Source organism: Lysobacter sp. F6437 (assembly GCF_052547215.1).
This window is the reverse complement of the sequence record NZ_JBQWRB010000005.1, coordinates 11,322-30,203: the sequence shown is the minus strand read 5'-3', so window position 1 is coordinate 30,203 and position 18,882 is coordinate 11,322. Positions and strand designations below refer to the sequence as shown.

General features: G+C 69.1%; 16 protein-coding genes. 7 read left to right on the top strand and 9 right to left on the bottom strand.

The genetic code is table 11. From position 1 onward, the window contains the following. Positions 1 to 190: 190 nt before the first annotated feature. Complete coding sequence (locus ACT9F5_RS13235) at positions 191 to 2,686, top strand: PBP1A family penicillin-binding protein (protein WP_445120432.1); 2,496 nt, start codon at positions 191 to 193, stop codon at positions 2,684 to 2,686. A 74-nt stretch (positions 2,687 to 2,760) separates the two neighbouring features. Next, a complete protein-coding gene (locus tag ACT9F5_RS13230; protein WP_445120431.1) occupies positions 2,761 to 3,447 on the top strand; it encodes a hypothetical protein in 687 nt (228 codons plus the stop codon). A 51-nt stretch (positions 3,448 to 3,498) separates the two neighbouring features. Here the strand turns inward: ACT9F5_RS13230 and ACT9F5_RS13225 are convergent, their stop codons facing one another. From ACT9F5_RS13225 to ACT9F5_RS13185, 9 genes are all read right to left on the bottom strand, one after another. Continuing rightward, positions 3,499 to 4,818, bottom strand: coding sequence for a citrate synthase (locus ACT9F5_RS13225; protein WP_445120430.1), 1,320 nt, complete (start codon positions 4,816 to 4,818; stop codon positions 3,499 to 3,501). A gap of 269 nt (positions 4,819 to 5,087) precedes the next feature. Further along, positions 5,088 to 5,330 (bottom strand): type B 50S ribosomal protein L31, encoded by a 243-nt coding sequence (locus ACT9F5_RS13220; protein WP_215219584.1) that lies wholly within the window; start codon positions 5,328 to 5,330, stop codon positions 5,088 to 5,090. A gap of 101 nt (positions 5,331 to 5,431) precedes the next feature. Further along, positions 5,432 to 6,367, bottom strand: a complete 936-nt coding sequence (locus ACT9F5_RS13215) for a nucleoside hydrolase (protein ID WP_445120429.1) — start codon at positions 6,365 to 6,367, stop codon at positions 5,432 to 5,434. 36 nt (positions 6,368 to 6,403) lie between these two features. Next, complete coding sequence (recG, locus tag ACT9F5_RS13210) at positions 6,404 to 8,590, bottom strand: ATP-dependent DNA helicase RecG (protein ID WP_445120428.1); 2,187 nt, start codon at positions 8,588 to 8,590, stop codon at positions 6,404 to 6,406. Continuing rightward, positions 8,568 to 8,951, bottom strand: coding sequence for a Rid family detoxifying hydrolase (locus tag ACT9F5_RS13205; protein ID WP_445120427.1), 384 nt, complete (start codon positions 8,949 to 8,951; stop codon positions 8,568 to 8,570). The genes recG and ACT9F5_RS13205 overlap by 23 nt, the downstream gene beginning before the upstream one ends. Before the next feature lie 110 nt (positions 8,952 to 9,061). Then, positions 9,062 to 11,242 (bottom strand): RelA/SpoT family protein, encoded by a 2,181-nt coding sequence (locus ACT9F5_RS13200; protein WP_445120426.1) that lies wholly within the window; start codon positions 11,240 to 11,242, stop codon positions 9,062 to 9,064. Between the two features lie 104 nt (positions 11,243 to 11,346). Then, complete coding sequence (gene rpoZ, locus ACT9F5_RS13195) at positions 11,347 to 11,646, bottom strand: DNA-directed RNA polymerase subunit omega (RefSeq protein ID WP_445100577.1); 300 nt, start codon at positions 11,644 to 11,646, stop codon at positions 11,347 to 11,349. A gap of 102 nt (positions 11,647 to 11,748) precedes the next feature. After that, complete coding sequence (gmk, locus tag ACT9F5_RS13190; RefSeq protein WP_445120548.1) at positions 11,749 to 12,360, bottom strand: guanylate kinase; 612 nt, start codon at positions 12,358 to 12,360, stop codon at positions 11,749 to 11,751. Positions 12,361 to 12,362: 2 nt separating this feature from the next. Continuing rightward, on the bottom strand, positions 12,363 to 13,223 hold the full coding sequence (locus ACT9F5_RS13185) for a YicC/YloC family endoribonuclease (RefSeq protein WP_445120425.1): 861 nt from the start codon (positions 13,221 to 13,223) through the stop codon (positions 12,363 to 12,365). Positions 13,224 to 13,316: 93 nt separating this feature from the next. Here ACT9F5_RS13185 and rph point away from each other — a divergent pair, with 93 nt between their 5' ends. From rph to ACT9F5_RS13160, 5 genes are all read left to right on the top strand, one after another. Next, positions 13,317 to 14,075 carry a ribonuclease PH gene (gene rph / locus ACT9F5_RS13180; protein WP_445120424.1) on the top strand — a complete coding sequence of 253 codons (759 nt, stop codon included), beginning with the start codon at positions 13,317 to 13,319 and terminating at the stop codon, positions 14,073 to 14,075. A gap of 30 nt (positions 14,076 to 14,105) precedes the next feature. After that, complete coding sequence (gene rdgB, locus ACT9F5_RS13175) at positions 14,106 to 14,699, top strand: RdgB/HAM1 family non-canonical purine NTP pyrophosphatase (protein WP_445120423.1); 594 nt, start codon at positions 14,106 to 14,108, stop codon at positions 14,697 to 14,699. 118 nt (positions 14,700 to 14,817) lie between these two features. Then, the gene (hemW, locus tag ACT9F5_RS13170) at positions 14,818 to 15,975 is read left to right on the top strand and encodes a radical SAM family heme chaperone HemW (RefSeq protein ID WP_445120422.1); all 1,158 of its coding nucleotides are present in this window, start codon (positions 14,818 to 14,820) and stop codon (positions 15,973 to 15,975) included. A gap of 171 nt (positions 15,976 to 16,146) precedes the next feature. Next, a complete protein-coding gene (locus ACT9F5_RS13165) occupies positions 16,147 to 18,447 on the top strand; it encodes a DUF1631 family protein (RefSeq protein WP_445120421.1) in 2,301 nt (766 codons plus the stop codon). After that, on the top strand, positions 18,444 to 18,803 hold the full coding sequence (locus ACT9F5_RS13160) for a PilZ domain-containing protein (RefSeq protein ID WP_445120420.1): 360 nt from the start codon (positions 18,444 to 18,446) through the stop codon (positions 18,801 to 18,803). Before ACT9F5_RS13165 ends, ACT9F5_RS13160 begins: the two co-directional genes overlap by 4 nt. The last annotated feature ends 79 nt before the right edge of the window (positions 18,804 to 18,882 follow it).

The following is an 18,882-nucleotide window of genomic DNA, read 5'->3' as shown; positions in this document are numbered from 1 at the left end:
TGGCTCTGTCACTAGATAACGGACTTTTCACAAGCCCGCAACCATGGCATCCACTATTTGCCCACCAGTGCCCGTTTCTGACAAATACGGTCTGACGCTGGTGGTCGGATGCCCGATTGCAGGCGAGGTGCCGTTCCCCGGCTCCTCTATACTCCACCCCATCGGCTCCCGCAATTCGGAATTTTCCTTGATGCCCCGTTTTAGTCGCCTGCTGCGGTGGGCTTTGCTGGCCGCGGCCGGCCTTGCGGTACTTGGTGTGATCGCGCTGGGGACCGTCTATTACCTGGTCTCGCCGACGCTGCCGGAAGTGGAGACACTGCATGACGTCGAACTGCAGGAGCCGATGTACGTCTATGCCCGCGACGGCAGGCTCATGGCGGTATTCGGCGAGACCCGTCGTTATCCGGTACAGATCGAAGCGGTCCCGGAGCGCCTGAAGCAGGCATTCATCGCAATCGAGGACAACCGCTTCTACGAACACCACGGCGTCGACTACGTGGGTGTCGGGCGCGCGGTATGGCTGCTGGCGACCACCGACGACCAGCGCGTCCCCGGCGGCTCGACCATCACCCAGCAGGTCGCCCGCCAGTTCTTCCTGAGCTCCGAGTACAGCTATACCCGCAAGATCGCCGAGATGATGCTGGCGTGGCGGATGGAGCGCGAACTCAGCAAGGAGGAGATCTTCGAGCTGTATCTCAACAAGGGCTTCTTCGGCAATCGTTCCTACGGCGTCGCCGCGGCGGCCGAGTTCTACTACGGCAAGGGCCTGGACCAGCTCGACCTTGACGAGATGGCGACCCTGGCCGGCGTGCCCAAGCACCCGTCCAGCGGCAATCCATTGAGCAACCCCGAGCGCGCGCGGTTGCGTCGCGACTACATCCTGCGGCGGATGGAAGCGCTGGGCTACATCAGCGAGGCCGAGATGTCGCGCGCCCAGGCCGTGCCGATGCACGCGACCCCGCACGAGCCGCCGATCCAGTTGTATGCGCCGTACGTGTCGGAAATGGTGCGGCGGGAAATGATCGCCCGTTTCGGCGCCGAGGCGCTGACCAAGGGCTACCACGTCACCACCACGATCGACCCGGAAATGCAGCGCGCAGCCAACCAGGCGATTCGCGATGGCCTGGTCCTGTACGACCGTCGCCACGGCTGGCATGGCGTGGAGCAGCACTTCGACCTTGCCGACGGTGATGGCGCCGACGTCGTGCGCGCCCGCCTGCGCACGATCCCGACCCAGACCGACATGCTGCCGGCGATCGTGCTCGGCATCGAAGGCAGCAGCGCAACCCTGGTACTGCGCAGTGGTCGCGAGATCACCCTCGGCAGCGATGACGGGTTCGGTGGGCGCAGCCCGGCCAGCCTGCTCAAGCGCGGCGACCTGGTCCGCGTGCGGCGCGCGACCACCGGCCCGGACGGCAAGGAACAGGCCGGCGCCTCTCCGGAGTACAAGCTGACCCAGATTCCGCGGGCGCAGTCGGCGCTGGTTTCACTGGAGGCCGAGACCGGCGCATTGCGCGCACTGTCCGGCGGCTTCAGTTTCGCGGGCAGCAAGTTCAACCGCGCGACCCAGGCACGTCGCCAGCCGGGCTCGAGCTTCAAGCCGTTCCTGTACGCGGCGGCGCTCGAGCGTGGCTTCAACCCGGCGTCGATCGTGCTCGACGCACCGGTGGTGTTCCAGGACCGTCGCGGCCACGTCTGGCGTCCCCAGAATGACGGCGGAAAGTTCTCCGGGCCGATGCGGTTGCGCGAGGCGCTGGTACGCTCGAAGAACCTGGTGTCGGTGCGCCTGCTCGACGCGATCGGGGTCGACTATGCGCGCAAGTACATCAGCCACTTCGGCTTCGAGGAATCGAGCCTGCCGCCGAACCTGTCGATGTCGCTGGGCACCGCATCGCTGACCCCGCTGTCGATCGCGCGCGGTTACGCGACGTTCGCCAATGGCGGCTTCCGGGTCACGCCGTGGTTCATCCAGCAGGTCAAGGATCGTGATGGCGCGGTGGTGTTCGAGGAAGACCCGCTGACCGCCTGCCCGCGTTGCGGCAGTGGCCAGCGCCGCGCCGTCGCCAGCCAGGCCGGCGGCAGCGTGGTCGAGGGCTTCAACCTCGGGCCGGTCGCGTCGGCACCGAAGCCGGCCGAGCCCAAGGCCAGCAAGCCGGCCGAACCGGTCACCCCGCCGGCCGACATGAAGGTCGCGCCGAGGGCGATCGACGCCCGCGTCGCCTACCAGATCGTCTCGATGACCCGTGACGTGGTCCAGCGCGGCACCGGCACCAAGGCCAAGGTGCTGGGACGCGAGGACGTGGCCGGCAAGACCGGCTCGACCAATGATTACCGCGACGCCTGGTTCTCCGGTTTCGGCGGCAACCTGGTGACGACCGTGTGGGTCGGCCGCGACAACTTCGAGGGGCTCGGCCGCGGCGAATACGGCGGCAAGGCCGCGTTGCCGATCTGGATCGATTACATGCGGGTCGCGCTGGAAGGCCGCCCGATCGCAGCCAACGAGCCACCCGAAGGCATGGTCGAGGTATCCGTCTCGGCCAACGGCAGCCTGCTGCCGGCCGGCAGCGGCGGCATCGCCGAATGGATCAAGACCGAGGACCTGGAGCGGATGCAGAGTTACGCAGCCTTCGATGACGCCAGCGCCGCGGAGGCCGCCCAGGCCGAAGAGACTTTTGACATCTTCTAGCGCGCCGGCCGGCCCCGGCAGTCGCCGGCCTCCGGTCCGCAGGTGAAGTGTCGTCGTTCAACGTGGAGGTCGCCATGCCCCGCCACAAACCGTCCGCCAGGTCGAAGCCGCGCGACGCCTCCCCGGGCCGCCACGCACAACACGCCGAGACCCGCGTCCGCGAGCGACGCCACCGCCTGGCACACGAGGCCGCGCGCCTGATCGCCGAAGGCGGCCTGCGCGACTATCGCCAGGCCAAGCTCAAGGCGGCGCAACGGCTCGGCATCACCGACGATGCCTCGCTGCCGCGCAACCGCGAGATCGAGGAGGCGTTGCGCGAATACCAGCGCCTGTTCCAGCCCGACAGCGTCGACCAGCTGCGCCGGCGCCGCGAAGCCGCGCTGCGTGCGCTCGAATTCTTCCAGCCATTCGATCCGCGGCTGGTCGGGCCGGTGCTGGACGGAACCGCCGACGCGCACAGCCCGGTGGCATTGCACCTGTACAGTGACGACGGCGACGCGGTCGCGCGCTTCCTCGAGCAACACGCCATCCCGGCCGAACCCGGCACGCACCGGTTGCGACTGGACCGCGAGCGCAGTGGTGATTTCCCCGCATGGCTGTTCGGCGCGGAGGAACTGACCTTCGACCTCACCGTCCTGCCCCGGGCCCAGTTGCGGCAGGCGCCGCTGTCGGCGTTCGACGAAAAGCCGATGGCGCGCGCGACTGCGGCGCAACTGCGGCAGTTGCTGGCCGACGAGGAAATCGGACATTACGAGGCATGAAAAACGCCCCGGGCGGGGCGTTCTTCGTCGTTCGGACGGTCGGTTGGCGCCTCAGCGCTGATCCATCCCCACGTAGTCGCGGTTGGCCGCCCCGGTGTAGATCTGCCGCGGGCGACCGATCTTGTTCTCCGGGTCGTCCTGCTGCTCCAGCCAGTGCGCGACCCAGCCGGCGGTGCGGGCGATCGCGAACATCACCGTGAACATCTCCACCGGGATGCCGAGCGCCTTGTAGATGATGCCCGAGTAGAAGTCGACGTTCGGGTACAGCTTGCGCTGCACGAAGTAATCGTCCTTCAGCGCGGCCTCTTCCAGCTTCAGGGCCACGTCCAGCAGCGGATCGTTGACGCCGAGCTCGCCGAGCACCTCGTGGGTCATCTTGCGCACCAGCGCCGCGCGCGGGTCGTAGTTCTTGTAGACGCGGTGGCCGAAGCCCATCAGGCGGAAGCCGGAGTCCTTGTCCTTGGCACGGTCGACCGCCGACTGCACGTTCTCCGGGCGGCCGATCTCGCTGAGCATCTTCAGCACCGCCTCGTTGGCGCCGCCGTGCGCCGGGCCCCACAACGCGGCCACGCCGGAGGCGACGCAGACGTACGGGTTGGCGCCGGTCGAGCCGACCAGGCGAACGGTCGAGGTCGAGGCGTTCTGCTCGTGGTCGGCATGCAGGATGAACAACAGGTCCATCGCCTTGGCCGCGATCGGGTTCAACTCCAGCGGCTCGCTCGGCACTTCGTACAGCATGTGCAGGAAGCGCGTGGTGTAGTCGAGGTTGTTGCGCGGGTAGCGCAGTGGCCAGCCGATCGAATGGCGGTAGCAGGCCGCCGCAATGGTCGGCACCTTGGCGATCAGGCGGATCGCGGCCAGGCGGCGCTGTTCCGGGTCCTCGAGATCGAGGTCGTTGTGGTAGAAGCTCGCCATCGAACCGAGCATGCCGACCAGCATCGCCATCGGATGCGCGTCGTGGCGGAAGCCGCCGATGAAGCGCTTGAACGCCTCGTGCATCATCGTGTGGTGGGTGACTTCGTGCTCGAAACCGGCGAACTCGGTCTTGTTCGGCAGTTCGCCATTGATCAGCAGGTAGGCGACTTCGAGGAAGCTGGACTGCTCGGCCAACTGCTCGATCGGATAGCCGCGATAGAGCAGCGTGCCCTCTTCGCCGTCGATGTAGGTGATCGCCGACTTGCAGCTGGCGGTGGCGGTGAAGCCCGGATCGTAGGTGAAGCAGCCGGTGGCCTTGGGCAGCTTGCCGATGTCGATGCACGGCGCACCCAGGGTCGGGTGCTGGACGGGCAGTTCGACGCTGGTGTCGCCAGCGGCAAGGGTGACCTGTTCGAGGCCGGGGTCGGAAGAAGCGGGCTTTGCAGAAGCTGACACGGAGCACTCCTCATGTCGACATGCCGCACCACGGTGCAACACGGATGGGGGGACAAGGGTCGCGGCTCGCCGCGATCCCCAATTATCGCACAATGCGGGGGCGCACTGAGACGGCGGCAGCCGGGCGACGCCAGCGCCAAACGCCTCGGGCACCGTCGAATGCACGTCCGGAAATCGAGGGTCCAGATGCGCTGGTGGACCTGAAACAACGACGGCCGCCTTTCGGCAGCCGTCGTTCGAAACCTGGATACGGCGTGTTGTGCCGCAGGTTACTTGGCGTAACGCTTGCGGAACTTGTCCACGCGACCGCCGGTATCCATGATCTTGTGCTTGCCCGTGTAGAACGGGTGCGAGGCCGACGAGATGTCGACCTTGATCAACGGGTACTCGTTGCCGTCCTCCCACTTCACCGACTCCTTGCTGCCAAGGGTCGAGCGGGTCAGGAACTGGAAGTCGCTGGTCACGTCCTGGAACACGACTTCGCGGTATTCAGGATGGATGCCGGCTTTCATTGGCACTCACCAATTATGCGGAAGGGAGCTGGGCAGTATACCGGCCAGCCTGCGCCCGGCGCAAGCCCATGTATCGCCCCGGAAAATGCCCTCCCTCCACCCTAGCCGACCGCCAGCGCGGCCTCGACCAGCCCCTCGAACCGTGCCTGGTCGTATCGCATCAGGATTGCCGCATTGTCGGCCGCGCCGCCGCGCCGCTGCCAGTCGACCACCGTGGCGCCGCGACTGTGCAGGCCGGACAACTCGATCGCCAGCGGGCGCTCGGCCACCTCGAGTGCGCCATCCGGATGCAGGGCGTGCGCCATCGCCAGCGCGTCGGCCGAATGCCAGCGCTGGCCGCGGCGCTCGGCTGCCCATTGCCGGGTCTTGCGTGAAATGGTCTCGTAGAACGCAGCCCGAGGGCTGCCGCATCGAAGCCAGCGCTCGACGTCGGCGTGGGGCAGGCCATGCTCGAGCACGGCCTCCCAGTCGACCAGGTCGACCCGGGCGAAAGCGTCGAACACGATATGCGCCGCCTCGGGATCGAACCCGATATTGAACTCGGCGACCGCACTGGTGTTGCCGCGACCGGTGACCGCGCCGCCCATCACCACCAGTCGCGCGACGCGTTGCGGCAGGGTCGGGTCAAGCTTGAGTGCGACCGCGAGGTTGGTCAGCGGGCCAAGCGCGACCAGCAGCAGGCGACCGGCATGCGCGTGCGACAGCCGCAGGATCGCCTGCGCCGCGTGCTCGACTTCGGCCTGGCGGACGGCCGGGTCGTATCCGATGTCGCCAAAGCCATCGCGGCCGTGGACGTAGCCGGCATCCTCCGCCGCGTGCAGCAATGGCGCCGCGCAACCGGCGAACACCGGCGGCTCGACCGAGGCGACCTCGCAAAGCTTCAAGGCGTTGGCAACGGTATGCCGCAGGCCGACGTTGCCGGCGGCGATGGTCAGTCCGACCACCTCGTGCCGCGGATCGTTGAACGCCATAAGCAAGGCCAGCGCATCGTCCACGCCGGGGTCGGTGTCGATCAGCAACGGAATCTTTTCGGTCATTGCCCGATTATGCCGGCTGTGCCGGGGGCGATCGACTCAGGCGCTGGCGTAACGCGCCGCGGCCCCAACCCAACGCGCGACGATCGCCTCGGCAACCTCCGGCGATTCCGCCAGCAGGCGCTCGCCCATCGCGTGTACCTGGGGCAACAGGTCGGCGTCGCGCGCAAGGTCGGCCAGGCGGAACCCGGCCAGGCCGGTCTGGCGCGTGCCGAGCAGTTCGCCAGGGCCGCGCAGCTCCAGGTCCTTCTCGGCGATCACGAACCCGTCGTTGGTATCGCGCATGGTTTCCAGCCGCTGGCGCGCCAGCATCGACAGTGGCGAGCGATACAGCAGCACGCAGCTCGACGCCGCGCTGCCGCGCCCTACCCGCCCGCGCAACTGGTGCAGCTGGGCCAGGCCGAGGCGCTCGGCGTTCTCGATGATCATCAGCGAGGCGTTGGGCACGTCGACACCGACCTCGATGACGGTGGTGGCGACCAGCAGGTCGATGTCGCCAGCCTTGAACGCGGCCATCGTCGCCTGCTTGTCGGCCGCTTTCATCCGGCCGTGGACCAGGCCGACCCGCAGTTGCGGCAGTTGCGCCGACAGCGCTTCGAACGTGCTCTGCGCGGCCTGCGCCTCGATCTTCATCGCCGCGCCGGGTTTGTCGGACTCTTCCGGATCGTCGATCAGGGTGCAGACCCAGTACGCCTGCCGGCCTTCGGCGCAGGCGGCGCGGATGCGTTCGACCAGTTCCGGCCGGCGCTCGGCGCTGAGCGCCACGGTGTGCACCGGGGTACGGCCGGGCGGCAGTTCGTCGATCGCGGAGACATCGAGGTCGGCATAGGCCGACATCGCCAGCGTGCGTGGGATCGGGGTGGCGGTCATCACCAGTTGGTGCGGCACGACCGCGGCGGCGCCGACGCTGTCGCCGGCACCCTTGTCGCGCAGTGCGAGGCGCTGGTGGACGCCGAAGCGGTGCTGCTCGTCGACGATTGCCAACGCGAGGTCGTGGAAGGCGACGCCGGCCTGCATCAGCGCGTGGGTGCCGACCACGACCTGCGCCTCGCCGGAGACGACCTGCTCGAGCACGTTGGCGCGGGCGCGGCCGGTGACCTTGCCGGCCAGCCAGGCGACGCGCACGCCGAGCGGTTCCAGCCAGCCGCGCAGGTTCGCGAGGTGCTGTTCGGCCAGCAGTTCGGTCGGCGCCATCAACGCCGCCTGGCGACCGGCGGCGACGGCGAGCATCGCCGCCAGCGCGGCGACCACGGTCTTGCCGCTGCCGACGTCGCCCTGCACCAGCCGCAGCATCGGCGACGGCCGGGCCAGGTCGACCAGGATTTGTTCGAACACACGTTGCTGCGCGCCGGTCAGGCGGAATGGCAGCGCGTCGCGCAACTGGTTCGCGAGCCGGGTGTCCCGCAACACCGGCGCGGCGTGGGCCTGCTGGGCAATGCGTTGGCGACGCAGGCTCAGGTGGTGGGCCAGCAGTTCCTCCAGCACCAGCCGGCGCTGCGCCGGGTGGGTGCCGGCGAGCAGCGTGCCGACATCGGCGTCGCGCGGCGGCCGGTGCACGGTCAGCAGGGCTTCGCGCAGTGACGGCAGCATGCTGCCGTCGGGCAGCCGCAACGGCTCGCGCAATTCCCGGGGCAGCAATTCCAGCGCGTCCTCATCGGGCAAGCGGTCGAGGGCGAGACCGATCAGGCGGCGCAATGACGCCGGGCCGACGCCCTCGATGGCCGGATAGACCGGGTCGAGCCGCTCGCCAAGCTCGTCGTCGACCGCGTCGTCGAGCAGGCGGTAACTCGGATGCACGATCTCCAGGCCGTGCTGGCCGGGCCGCGGGGTGCCATAGCAGCGGATTCGCGCGCCGGGCTGGAACTGCGCGACCTGCGCCGCGCGGAAATGGAAGAAGCGCAGCACCACCGTCGCGTGCGAACCGTCACTGACCGCGACCCGCAACATCGGCCGGTAGCGGAAGCCACGCTCGACCGCTTCGACCCGGCCCTCGACCTGCGCCGCGACGCCGGGTTGCAGCGCGCGGATCGGAGTCAATCGGGTGCGGTCTTCGTACTGCCGCGGCAGTTGCAACCACAGGTCCTGGAGGCACGCCAGACCGCGCGCGGCGAGCTTCTCGGCAACCTTCGGGCCGCAACCGGGCAACGCCGTCAGCGCGGTGTCGCCGACCGCGGCCAGCGCGGGCGCAGGGCGGGCGGCGCGTCTAGCCAACGACCATGATCGCATCGACCTCGAACGCGGCGCCCTTCGGCAGTCCGGACACCTCGATGGTCGAGCGCGCGGGGTACGGCGCGTCGAAGTAGTCGGCCATCACCGCGTTGACCGCGGCGAAGTCACCCAGGTCGGTGACATACAGGCCGAGCCGGGCGACCTGCGCCAGCGAGCCGCCGGCGGCCTCGCACACGGCCCTGAGGTTGTCGAACGCGCGCCGCGCCTGCGCGCTGATGTCGCCAGCGACGATCTCGCCGGTCGCGGGGTCGAGCGGGATCTGGCCGGACAGGAACACCGTGGCGCCCATGCGCACGGCCTGGGAATACGGGCCGATCGCGGCCGGAGCCTGCTCGGTCTGGATGGGGGTGCGTGACATGCGGACTCCGGCAGTTGGCGGGCAAGCCCCATTGTAGGAGCGGCGTCAGCCGCGAACCAGAACCGGGAAGCACGCGGCGAGCCGATTTTCGATCGCGGCTGAAGCCGCTCCTACAAGCGCTGCACGCCGACCACCACGCCGAGCTTGCGCACCTTGCGCAGCACGTCGGCCAGGTGGCGCCGGTCGGCGACCTCGATCGAGAAACGCAACACTGCGATGTGGGTGTCGCGCTCCAGGTACTCGACCCGGTCGATGTTCGATTCGGCCTCGGCGATCGCGGCGGCGACCTGCGCCAGTGCGCCCGGGCGATTGTCGACCTCGATCCGCAACGCGGCGCTGAAGTCGCCACTGACCTTGCGGTCCCAGCCGATCGACACCCAGCGCTCCGGCGACTTGCGGTAGTCGGCGACGTTGGGGCAGTCCATCCGATGCACCACGATGCCCTTGCCGGTGGTGTGGTAGCCCATGATCTCGTCGCCGGGGACCGGCAGGCAGCAGTTGGCGAAGCTGATGACGCCGCGCTCGGCGCCGGTGATCAGGATCTTGTCCTGCGATATCGGCGGGCGCTCGACCACGCGGCGGTCCACCGTGCCCGGCTCGCGGGCGAGTTGCGCCGCGACCTGGCTGGGCATGCGGTTGCCCAGCGCGATATCGGCCAGCAGGGCCTCCAGCCGCGGGTAGCGGTTCTCCTGCAGGTAGCCGTCCATGCGCGGTACCGGCACCCGTTCGAGCGAACTGTCGAGCACCTCCAGCGCGCGGTCGAGCATGCGGTGGCCGAGTTGCACGGCATCCTCGTGCTCGATCTGCTTGAGCTGCTGCCGGATCGAGGTGCGGGCCTTGCCGGAGACCACGAATTCCAGCCACTGCGGTTTCGGGATCGACGAGCGGGCGGTGACGATCTCGACCCGCTGGCCGCTGGCGAGCTTGGTCCGCAGCGGTACCAGCTTGCCGTCGACACGCGCCGCGACCGCCTGGTTGCCGACGTCGGTGTGCACCGAATAGGCGAAGTCGAGCGCGGTGGCGCTGCGCGGCAGCGACAGGATGTCGCCCTTCGGGGTGAACAGGTAGACCTCGTCCGGGAACAGGTCGACCTTGACGTTCTCGAGGAACTCCAGCGACGAGCCGGTCGCGTGCTGCGACTCGACCAGCCCGGTGATCCAGTTGTGCGCGCGGCTCTGCGCGCTGTTCGGGCCCTCGCCACCGTCCTTGTAGGACCAGTGCGCGGCGATGCCCTTCTCGGCGATCAGGTCCATCTCCTCGGTCCGCAACTGCACCTCGACCGGCGAGCCGTAGGGACCGAACAGCACCGTGTGCAGCGACTGGTACCCGTTCGCCTTCGGGATCGCGATGAAGTCGCGGAAGCGCGCATCGAGCGGCTTGTAGGTCGCGTGCACGACACCGAGTGCGTGGTAGCAGTCGGCCACCGAGCGCAGCACCACCCGGAACCCGAACACGTCCATGACCTGGGCGAAGTTCTTGTGCTCGGCGCGCATCTTCGTATAGATGCTCCACGGCGACTTGACCCGGCTGATCAGGTGGTGCGGCAGCTTTTCCTTGGCCAGCCGCTGGGCCAGGTTGGCCTCGATCTGGACCAGCGCCTCGCGCCGCACCACCGGTTGCGCACGGATGCGTTTTTCCAGCACCGCGTGCCGCCACGGGTACAGCGCGCGGAAGCCGAGGTCCTGCAGCTCGGCCTTGATCAGGTTCATGCCCAGCCGCTGCGCGATCGGTGCGTAGATCTCCAGGGTCTCGCGGGCGATGCGCTCACGCGAAGCGGCGTCCTTGGCGCCGAGCGTGCGCATGTTGTGCAGGCGGTCGGCGAGCTTGATCAGGATCACCCGAAGGTCGCGCGACATCGCCAGCAGCATCTTGCGGAAGCTCTCGGCGTTGGCCTCCTGGCGATCCCGGAAGTGCAGCTTGTCGAGCTTGGTGACACCGTCGACCAGCTCGGCGACGGTCCCGCCGAACTCGGTGGCGATGCAGTCCCGGGTCAACGGGGTGTCTTCGATGGTGTCGTGCAGGATCGCGGCGATCAGGGTTTCGACATCCAGCCCCTGGTCGGCCAGCACCCGCGCCACCGCCACCGGGTGGGTGATGTAGGGCTCGCCCGACTTGCGGCTCTGGCCGGCGTGGGCGGCGGCGCCGACGGTCCAGGCGCGGCGCAACAGGGCGCGCTGTTCCTCACCAAGATAACCGGCCGCGCGCTCGAGCTCGTTCATGTAGTCGGGCAACGCCGCGCCGTCGTCGTCGGACAGCTCGGTGCGGCTACAGGCGGGCTCGGTGGGGCTCATGCAGGCAATCTACGCGCCCGTCGCATCGGGGCGCAATGCGGTGGCAGAAAGCACGAACCCCGCACTTGGCGGGGTCCGTGGCAAACCTTTCGCGAAGACCGGTCTCAGTCGTCGCCCTTCGACAGGTCGTCGTCGGCAACCACCTCGGCGGCGGCCCACTCCAGCGCCTCGCGCTCCTTGCGCTCGCGCTCGGACTTCTCGATCGCGTCGATGTACTCGGCGTTGATCTCGCGCGCGGCGATCTCGCGCAGGGCGAGCACGGTCGGCTTGTCGTTGGATTCGCTGTTGTCGATCTGCGACTCGACGCCGTTGGCGAGCTGGCGGGCGCGCTTGGCGGCCATCATGACGAGTTCGAAACGGTTGTCGACCACTTGCAGGCAGTCTTCTACGGTGATGCGGGCCATGGGGCTCCTGGCGGCCGGGGCCGTCGATGCAGGTACAAAGGGGACGGGATTGTAGCGGTTGCGGCGACCCAAGGGCAAGTAGCCCGCTTGAAAATCAACCAGTTACGCCAGCAAGGTCGTAATCAGCTTGCCATGGCGGGCAACCTGGGCCTCGCGGCGCAGCCGGCTGGCGGTGAAGATCGCGCACATCTCCTCGACCGCGACCGCGAAGTGCTCGTTGACGATGACGTAGTCGAACTCGCCGTAATGCGACATCTCCTCGCGCGCGGCCGCCAGCCGTTGGGCGATGACCGCCTCGCTGTCCTGGCCGCGGCTGCGCATGCGCTGCTCGAGGGCGTTGCGCGAGGGCGGCAGGATGAACACGCTCACAGCACCCGGCACCTTGGCCCGGACCTGGCGCGCGCCCTGCCAGTCGATCTCCAGCAGCACGTCCTTGCCCGACGCCAGTTGCGGCTCGACCGACTGCCGGGCGGTGCCCTTCCAGTCGCCGTGGACGCGTGCATGCTCGAAGAAGTCGCCGGCCTCGACCATGCGCTCGAACTCGGCCTCGTCGACGAAGTGGTAGTGCTCGGCGTGGCGCTCGCCGGGTCGCGGCGCGCGCGAAGTGAACGAGATCGACAGGCGGATGTTGGGGTCGCGCGCGAGTACCGCGTTGACCAGGCTGGATTTGCCGGCACCCGACGGCGCGGCGACGATGTAGAGGGTTCCGCGCATGCTCATTCGATGTTCTGCACCTGTTCGCGGACCTGGTCGATCAGCACCTTGAGCTCGACCGCCGAGGCCGAGCTGCGGGCGTCGACCGACTTGGAGCCCAGGGTGTTGGCCTCGCGGTTGAATTCCTGCAGCAGGAAGTCGAGCCGGCGACCGACCGCCTCGCGCAGCTTGAGCACCCGACGCGCCTCGGCGACGTGCGAATCGAGCCGATCGAGTTCCTCCTCGACATCGAGCTTCTGCAACCAGATCACCAGTTCCTGCTCCAGCCGGCCGGGGTCCGCCGGCTGGGTGAGGTCGGCCAGCCGCGCCTCCAGCTTGGTGCGCTGGCCGGTCCGGATCGCCGGCATGATCTCGCGGACACCGGCGGCGATGGCGGCGATGCCGTCGACGCGCTCGTTGATCACCGCGGCCAGCTTCGCACCCTCGCGCTCGCGCGCCTGGATGAACTCGTCGAGCACCTCATCCAGCAACGCGAGGGCCTGCGCCTGCAGCGCGGCGGCATCGGTCGCCGGCGCCTGCAGTACACCGGGGAACTGCAGCAGCTGGGTGAACTCGGTATGCAGGCCAGGGAAACGCGCGGACAGGTCGATCGCCAGGTCGCTGAGTTCGCGCAGGCGGGTCGGGTCGGCATGCAGGCCGCTCGCACCCTCGGGCGAACGCAGGCGCAGGGTCAGGTCGAGCTTGCCGCGGCCCAGGCGCGCGGCGATGCGCTCGCGCAGCACCGGCTCCAGCGCGCGCAGGTCGTCGTGCAGGCGCACGCCGATTTCGAGGAAGCGGTGGTTGACCGAGCGCAACTCGCAGCCGAGCGTGCCCCATTCGGTGGCGCGTTCGCCGCTGGCGAAGGCGGTCATGCTGCGGATCATGGCGGTTCCTGAAGTAATCGATGCCGGTCGGGCAAGGGGCGAATGGTAAACTCGCGCGCCGCAAACCCCCTAACTTCGATGGTAAACCGCCCCATGCCAGTTGCCGGCACGACCGAGTTCTCACGCCCCAGCGGCCGCGCGCCCGACCAGTTGCGCGAGGTGCGGATCGAGCGCGGCTTCACCCGCCACGCCGAGGGTTCGGTGCTGATCAGCTTCGGCGATACCCGCGTGCTGTGCACCGCCAGCGTCGAGAACCGGGTGCCCGGCTTCCTGCGCGGCAAGGGCGAAGGCTGGGTCACTGCCGAGTACGGCATGCTGCCGCGCGCCACCAACACCCGCAACGACCGCGAGGCCGCGCGCGGCAAGCAGGGCGGCCGCACGCTGGAGATCCAGCGCCTGATCGGCCGCTCACTGCGTGCCTGCGTCGACCGCAAGCTGCTTGGCGAGCGCACCATCACGCTCGACTGCGACGTGCTGCAGGCCGACGGCGGCACCCGCACCGCGGCGATCACCGGCGCCTACGTGGCGCTGGTCGATGCGGTCCAGGGCCTGATCACCTCGCGCGCGATCAAGCTGCCGAGCTGCGGACGTTCGCCGATCTTCGGCGCGATCGCCGCGGTGTCGGTCGGTATCTACCGCGGCGTGCCGGTGCTCGACCTCGACTATGCCGAAGACAGCGACTGCGATACCGACATGAACGTGGTGATGAACGACGGCGGCGGTTTCATCGAACTGCAGGGCACCGCCGAGGGCCACGCGTTCCGTCGCGAGGAGCTGGCGGCGATGACCGCGCTGGCCGAAACCGGCATCGCTGAGCTGGTGGCAAAGCAGCGCGAAGCGCTCGGACTCTGACAGCGTGGGCTTGAACCGGTGCTGCCGCGCATGAACCGCATCGTTGTCGCCAGCGGCAATGCCGGCAAGCTGGCCGAGTTCAATCGCCTGCTCGGTGACGCCGGCATCGAATTCGTCGCGCAAGGCGAACTCGGGGTCGAGGACATCGAGGAAACCGGACTGACGTTCGTCGAGAACGCGCTGCTGAAAGCGCGCCACGCCGCACGCGTGACCGGCCTGCCGGCGCTGGCCGACGATTCCGGGTTGTGCATCGACGCGCTTGATGGCGCGCCGGGGCTGTACTCGGCGCGCTATGCCGGTGAACCGAGTGATGCGGCGCGCAACATCGACAAGCTGCTGGCGGCGCTCGATGGCATGCCCGAGGCGCAGCGCGGCGCGCATTTTCATTGCACCCTGGTGTTGCTGCGCCATGCCGACGACCCGCGCCCGCTGATCGCACAGGGCGAGTGGCATGGCCAGGTCCTGCCCGCACGGCGTGGTGCGGGCGGCTTCGGTTACGACCCGCTGTTCCTCGATCCGGACACAGGCCTGACCGCCGCCGAGCTGGACCCCGCGACCAAGAACCGCATCAGCCACCGCGGTCGCGCCCTGGCGATCCTGCGCGAAAAGCTCGGCCTCCTGTAGGAGCGGCTTCAGCCGCGATCGGAAATCGTTCGCGCGCGCCGACTCCAGATCGCGGCTGAAGCCGCTCCTACATAAAGGCAAGACGACTCCACCGCATCACCGGTGGGACAATAGCCCCATGCCCCTCACCCCGCCGCCGCTCTCGCTGTACGTCCACGTCCCGTGGTGCGTGCGCAAATGCCCGTATTGCGACTTCAACTCGCACGAGGGTCGTGGCGAACTGCCGTTCGCAGCCTATGTCGACGCGTTGCTCGCCGACCTCGACCACGACCTGCCACTGGCCTGGGGCCGCACCGTGCATACCGTGTTCTTCGGCGGTGGCACCCCGAGCCTGATGCCGCCGGAATTCATCGACCGCTTCCTGCAGGGCGCCAGCGCGCGGCTGCGCTTCGCCCCGGGCTGCGAGATCACCCTGGAGACCAACCCCGGCACCGCCGAGCACGGCCGCTTCGAGGGCTACCGCGACGCCGGCGTCAACCGCCTGAGCTTCGGCATCCAGAGCTTCGACGACGGCTGCCTGCAGCGGCTCGGCCGCATCCACGACAGCCGCGAGGCCGAGGCCGCGGTCAAGCTGGCGCAGGACGCCGGCTTCGACAACTTCAACCTCGACCTGATGTACGCCCTGCCCGGCCAGGACCTGGCGATGGCCGAGCGCGACCTGCAGCGCGCTTTCGCGCTGCAGCCGACCCACGTCAGCCATTACCAGCTGACCCTGGAGCCGAACACCGTGTTCGCCGCGCGCCCACCCGCGGGCATTCCCGACGACGACGCCGGCTGGGACATGCAGGAGCATTGCCAGGCGCTGCTGGCCGACGCCGGCTACGCCCAGTACGAGGTCAGCGCCTACGCCAGACCCGGCCGCCAGTGCGCGCACAACCTCAACTACTGGACCTACGGCGACTACCTCGGCATCGGCGCCGGCGCCCACGGCAAGATCACCCTCGGCCACGACGAAAGCATCCTGCGGCGCTGGAAGCACAAGCATCCGACCCGCTACCTGGCCGAGGCCGGCAGCGAGGCGGGAATCGGCGGCGACGAACGGATCGCACCCGGGCGGCGGCCGTTCGAGTTCATGCTCAACGCGTTGCGGCTGGTCGGTGGCTTCAGCCTGGCCACCTTCGAGGCCCGCACCGGCCTGGCGTCGACCGTGATCGGGCCGCAACTGCAGGCCGCTTCCAGGAACGGCTGGCTGGAGGTCGAGGCCGGCCAGGTACGGCCGACTGAACTCGGCCGGCGCTTCACCAACGACGTGGTGGCGCTGTTCCTCGCCGAATGATCGCCCGGCGCGCTCCCGCGCCCGGCCTGCGCTCCCGCGTCCGGAAGGGGTAATCTGGGCGTTGTCGGCGTCATCCGTCCGCTTCGGCCCGGACCTTGCGTATTCAGGTCATGGGCCGGCGCAAACGGAACCGCGTCCATCGAACCACGGCCCCGGGGGGAGCCCGCTCGCATGTCCGACCACCACGTACCCAGCCAGGCGACCCGCCGCGGTGCCGGCCCCGCCGGCGGCATCGATCCGGTCGCACCGCTGCGACAGAGTCCGGCGATGGTGGCGCTGCCCCCGCGCGTGCGCCACCTGCTCGGGCAACTCCTGGGCCTGCTGTCGACCCAGCTGACCCGCGAGCTTGACCGACTGCTGATGACGCTGGAACACGACCTGTTCCGCCAGGCCGAGTTCGCGCGCAACCCGGCGCTCCAATCGGGCTACCTCGAAACCGTGAAGACGCTGCGCAAGCACCGCGACGAATTCATCCCCTTCTTCATGGGCGAACTCGAGGACGCCCTGGTCGCCATCCGCGACCCGGCCAGCCGCCCCCCGGCTCCGACCGAAACCGAAGCGCCGCGCTTCGACGCCATGCGCCTGGTCGAGGACAGCGAGGTCAGCGAGGACGCCGTGTTGAGCGCCATCGCGCTGCGGCACGAATCTCGTGCCGGCCTGCCGTTGCTGCTGCTGGGCCAGCGGTTCGGGGTGCTGGCGGGCGCGCCCGCGTTCGATGCCGCGGCGCTGCCGGTCGGGCCGCAATCGCTCGGTCGCCTGCTGGCGCGCGCCTGCACCCGGCTACAACTGAACCTCGATGCCCGCCTGCAGCTTTACCAGTTGTACGACCGCCAGTTGATGGCCGGTTACGCGATGCTGGTCGAGTCGATGAACGACTTGCTGGACGGCGCCAACGTGCTGCCTGGCCTGACCTTCGTGCCATTGCGCACGCGCCGCAACGACAAGCGGGGCGCGACTCCGGTCGACAGCGACCCGGCCCGCGCCGGGACCGGCGCCGCGGCTGCCGATCCCGGCCCCGACGCCCCGCAGGACAGCTTCGCCGGGTCCGCCTCCGATCCCGCCGAAGCGGAGACGCTGGCGCTGCTGCGCCAGCTGATGGCGGAACGACGCGACCTGCTCGACAAGCTCGCCACCAGTCCCACACGGGCGCGGGTCGCGCTTCCCACCGTGGACGTCGACGCCGCACTGGGCGCGCTGCAGGCACGTGCACCCAACCCGCAGTCCCCCAGCACCGTGCCGGACATCCGCCAAGCGCTGCTCGCGCAGAGCCGGCTGAAGCTCGGCGAGGCGGCGACGCTTTCGCGCGAGGACAGCGACACTTTCGAGCTGCTCGGCATGCTGTACACCGAGATCGGCCGCGAGTTGCGCGCGGGCACCCAGAGCAAGGCCCTGCTGGAACAGCTGCAGGTGCCATTGCTGCGGGTCGCGCTGCAGGACCGCGCCTTCTTCGTGCGCCAGCAGCATCCGGCGCGGCAGCTGTTGAACGCGGTGGCCGAGGCCGGCGCGGTCTGGCTGGCCGAGGACGAGGCCGACCCGCAGCTCAACGCCAAGCTGCAGAGCGCGGTCGACCACGTGGTCACCCATTACGACGGCGACGCCGCGGTGTTCGATTCGGCCAACCAGCAGTTGCAGGAACACCTGCAGGTGATGGTGCGCAAGGCCGAGGTCAGCGAGCGCCGCCATGTCGATGCCGCCCAGGGGCGCGAGAAGCTCGACCTGGCCAAGCGCCAGGCCACCGAGGTGATCGAGGACGCCGCCGGCGGCCGGACGATTCCCAGGTTCCTCGGTGGGCTGCTGGACCAGGCCTGGAGCGATGTCCTGACCCTGGTGCTGCTGCGCCATGGCGAGGCGTCGGGCGAATGGCAACAGCATGTCGGCGCCACCCGCCAGATCATCGCCGCCTGCGTGGACGGGGTGCCGGCGCCGGACGGGCTGGCGGACCGGATCGAAAAGGCACTGGCGCTGGTCGGTTACCACGGCGAGGAAGCCGCCGCGATCACCCGCCGCCTGACCGCCGCGGACGACGACAGCGACGACCCCGCCTCGCGCACCGAGCTGGCGATGAAGCTCAAGGCCCGCGCGCGACTCGGCGCCGACACCGCGGAGAAGCCGAAGGTGGCCGCGGCCCCGCGTACGCCGCGCGAACAGGCCTGCCACGACCACCTGCGAACCCTTCCGTTCGGCAGCTGGATCGAATTCTCTATCAACCAGCAAGGCGACGTGGTCCGTCGGCGTTTGGCCTGGTACAGCCCGGTGACCGGGCGCGCACTGTTCGTCAACCAGCGCGGCCAGCGCATCGACGACGCCACCGGCCCGCAGGACCTCGACCAGCTCGCGCGACTGGTCGCAATCGGCCAGGCCCGGGTGGTTCCCGCCGGGCACGCCCGGCTTGTCGACCGCGCCTGGCAAGCCGCGGTCACCGCCCTGCGCGGGATCACCGGCCACGCCCAGGGGCAGGAGCAATCGGCATGAACGACAACGCCTCCGAATTCCGCCGCCGCCCGCGCAGGCGCGTTCCCGACACCGTCGCGGTGGTCGACTGCATGACCGGGCGCGCGGTCGGGCGGCTCGGCAACCTGTCGGAAACCGGCATGCTGTTGATGTCGGGCACGGCGCTGGTCGACGACGCCATCTACCAGCTTCGTTTCGAGCTCGATGGCCCCGGCGGCACCGCCCTGCCGATCGAAGTCGGCGCCCACCTGTTGTGGCAGGACGACGCCAACGCCGCAGGCCAGCGCCTCGGCGGGCTGCGTTTCATCAACCTGCCCGAGTCCCAGCGCCAGGCGCTGCGCGACTGGCTCGACCAGCCCGGGGCCAGCTACGCCTGAACCGGGACCGTGCCCAACGGCCCCTGCGGCGCGCGGGGCAATCCGTCAGAATTGGCGGACGCCCCCAACGAGGATCCCC

What these genes read in the sequence shown, in the direction of transcription:
- ACT9F5_RS13185 (WP_445120425.1), bottom strand. Translation starts at nt 13,223, where the DNA reads ATGATCCGCAGCATGACCGCCTTCGCCAGCGGCGAACGCGCCACCGAA.
- hemW (WP_445120422.1), top strand. Translation starts at nt 14,818, where the DNA reads ATGCCCCTCACCCCGCCGCCGCTCTCGCTGTACGTCCACGTCCCGTGG.
- ACT9F5_RS13215 (WP_445120429.1), bottom strand. Translation starts at nt 6,367, where the DNA reads ATGACCGAAAAGATTCCGTTGCTGATCGACACCGACCCCGGCGTGGAC.
- ACT9F5_RS13200 (WP_445120426.1), bottom strand. Translation starts at nt 11,242, where the DNA reads ATGAGCCCCACCGAGCCCGCCTGTAGCCGCACCGAGCTGTCCGACGAC.
- rph (WP_445120424.1), top strand. Translation starts at nt 13,317, where the DNA reads ATGCCAGTTGCCGGCACGACCGAGTTCTCACGCCCCAGCGGCCGCGCG.
- ACT9F5_RS13220 (WP_215219584.1), bottom strand. Translation starts at nt 5,330, where the DNA reads ATGAAAGCCGGCATCCATCCTGAATACCGCGAAGTCGTGTTCCAGGAC.
- ACT9F5_RS13160 (WP_445120420.1), top strand. Translation starts at nt 18,444, where the DNA reads ATGAACGACAACGCCTCCGAATTCCGCCGCCGCCCGCGCAGGCGCGTT.
- ACT9F5_RS13230 (WP_445120431.1), top strand. Translation starts at nt 2,761, where the DNA reads ATGCCCCGCCACAAACCGTCCGCCAGGTCGAAGCCGCGCGACGCCTCC.
- ACT9F5_RS13235 (WP_445120432.1), top strand. Translation starts at nt 191, where the DNA reads ATGCCCCGTTTTAGTCGCCTGCTGCGGTGGGCTTTGCTGGCCGCGGCC.
- recG (WP_445120428.1), bottom strand. Translation starts at nt 8,590, where the DNA reads ATGCGATCATGGTCGTTGGCTAGACGCGCCGCCCGCCCTGCGCCCGCG.
- ACT9F5_RS13165 (WP_445120421.1), top strand. Translation starts at nt 16,147, where the DNA reads ATGTCCGACCACCACGTACCCAGCCAGGCGACCCGCCGCGGTGCCGGC.
- gmk (WP_445120548.1), bottom strand. Translation starts at nt 12,360, where the DNA reads ATGCGCGGAACCCTCTACATCGTCGCCGCGCCGTCGGGTGCCGGCAAA.
- rpoZ (WP_445100577.1), bottom strand. Translation starts at nt 11,646, where the DNA reads ATGGCCCGCATCACCGTAGAAGACTGCCTGCAAGTGGTCGACAACCGT.
- rdgB (WP_445120423.1), top strand. Translation starts at nt 14,106, where the DNA reads ATGAACCGCATCGTTGTCGCCAGCGGCAATGCCGGCAAGCTGGCCGAG.
- ACT9F5_RS13205 (WP_445120427.1), bottom strand. Translation starts at nt 8,951, where the DNA reads ATGTCACGCACCCCCATCCAGACCGAGCAGGCTCCGGCCGCGATCGGC.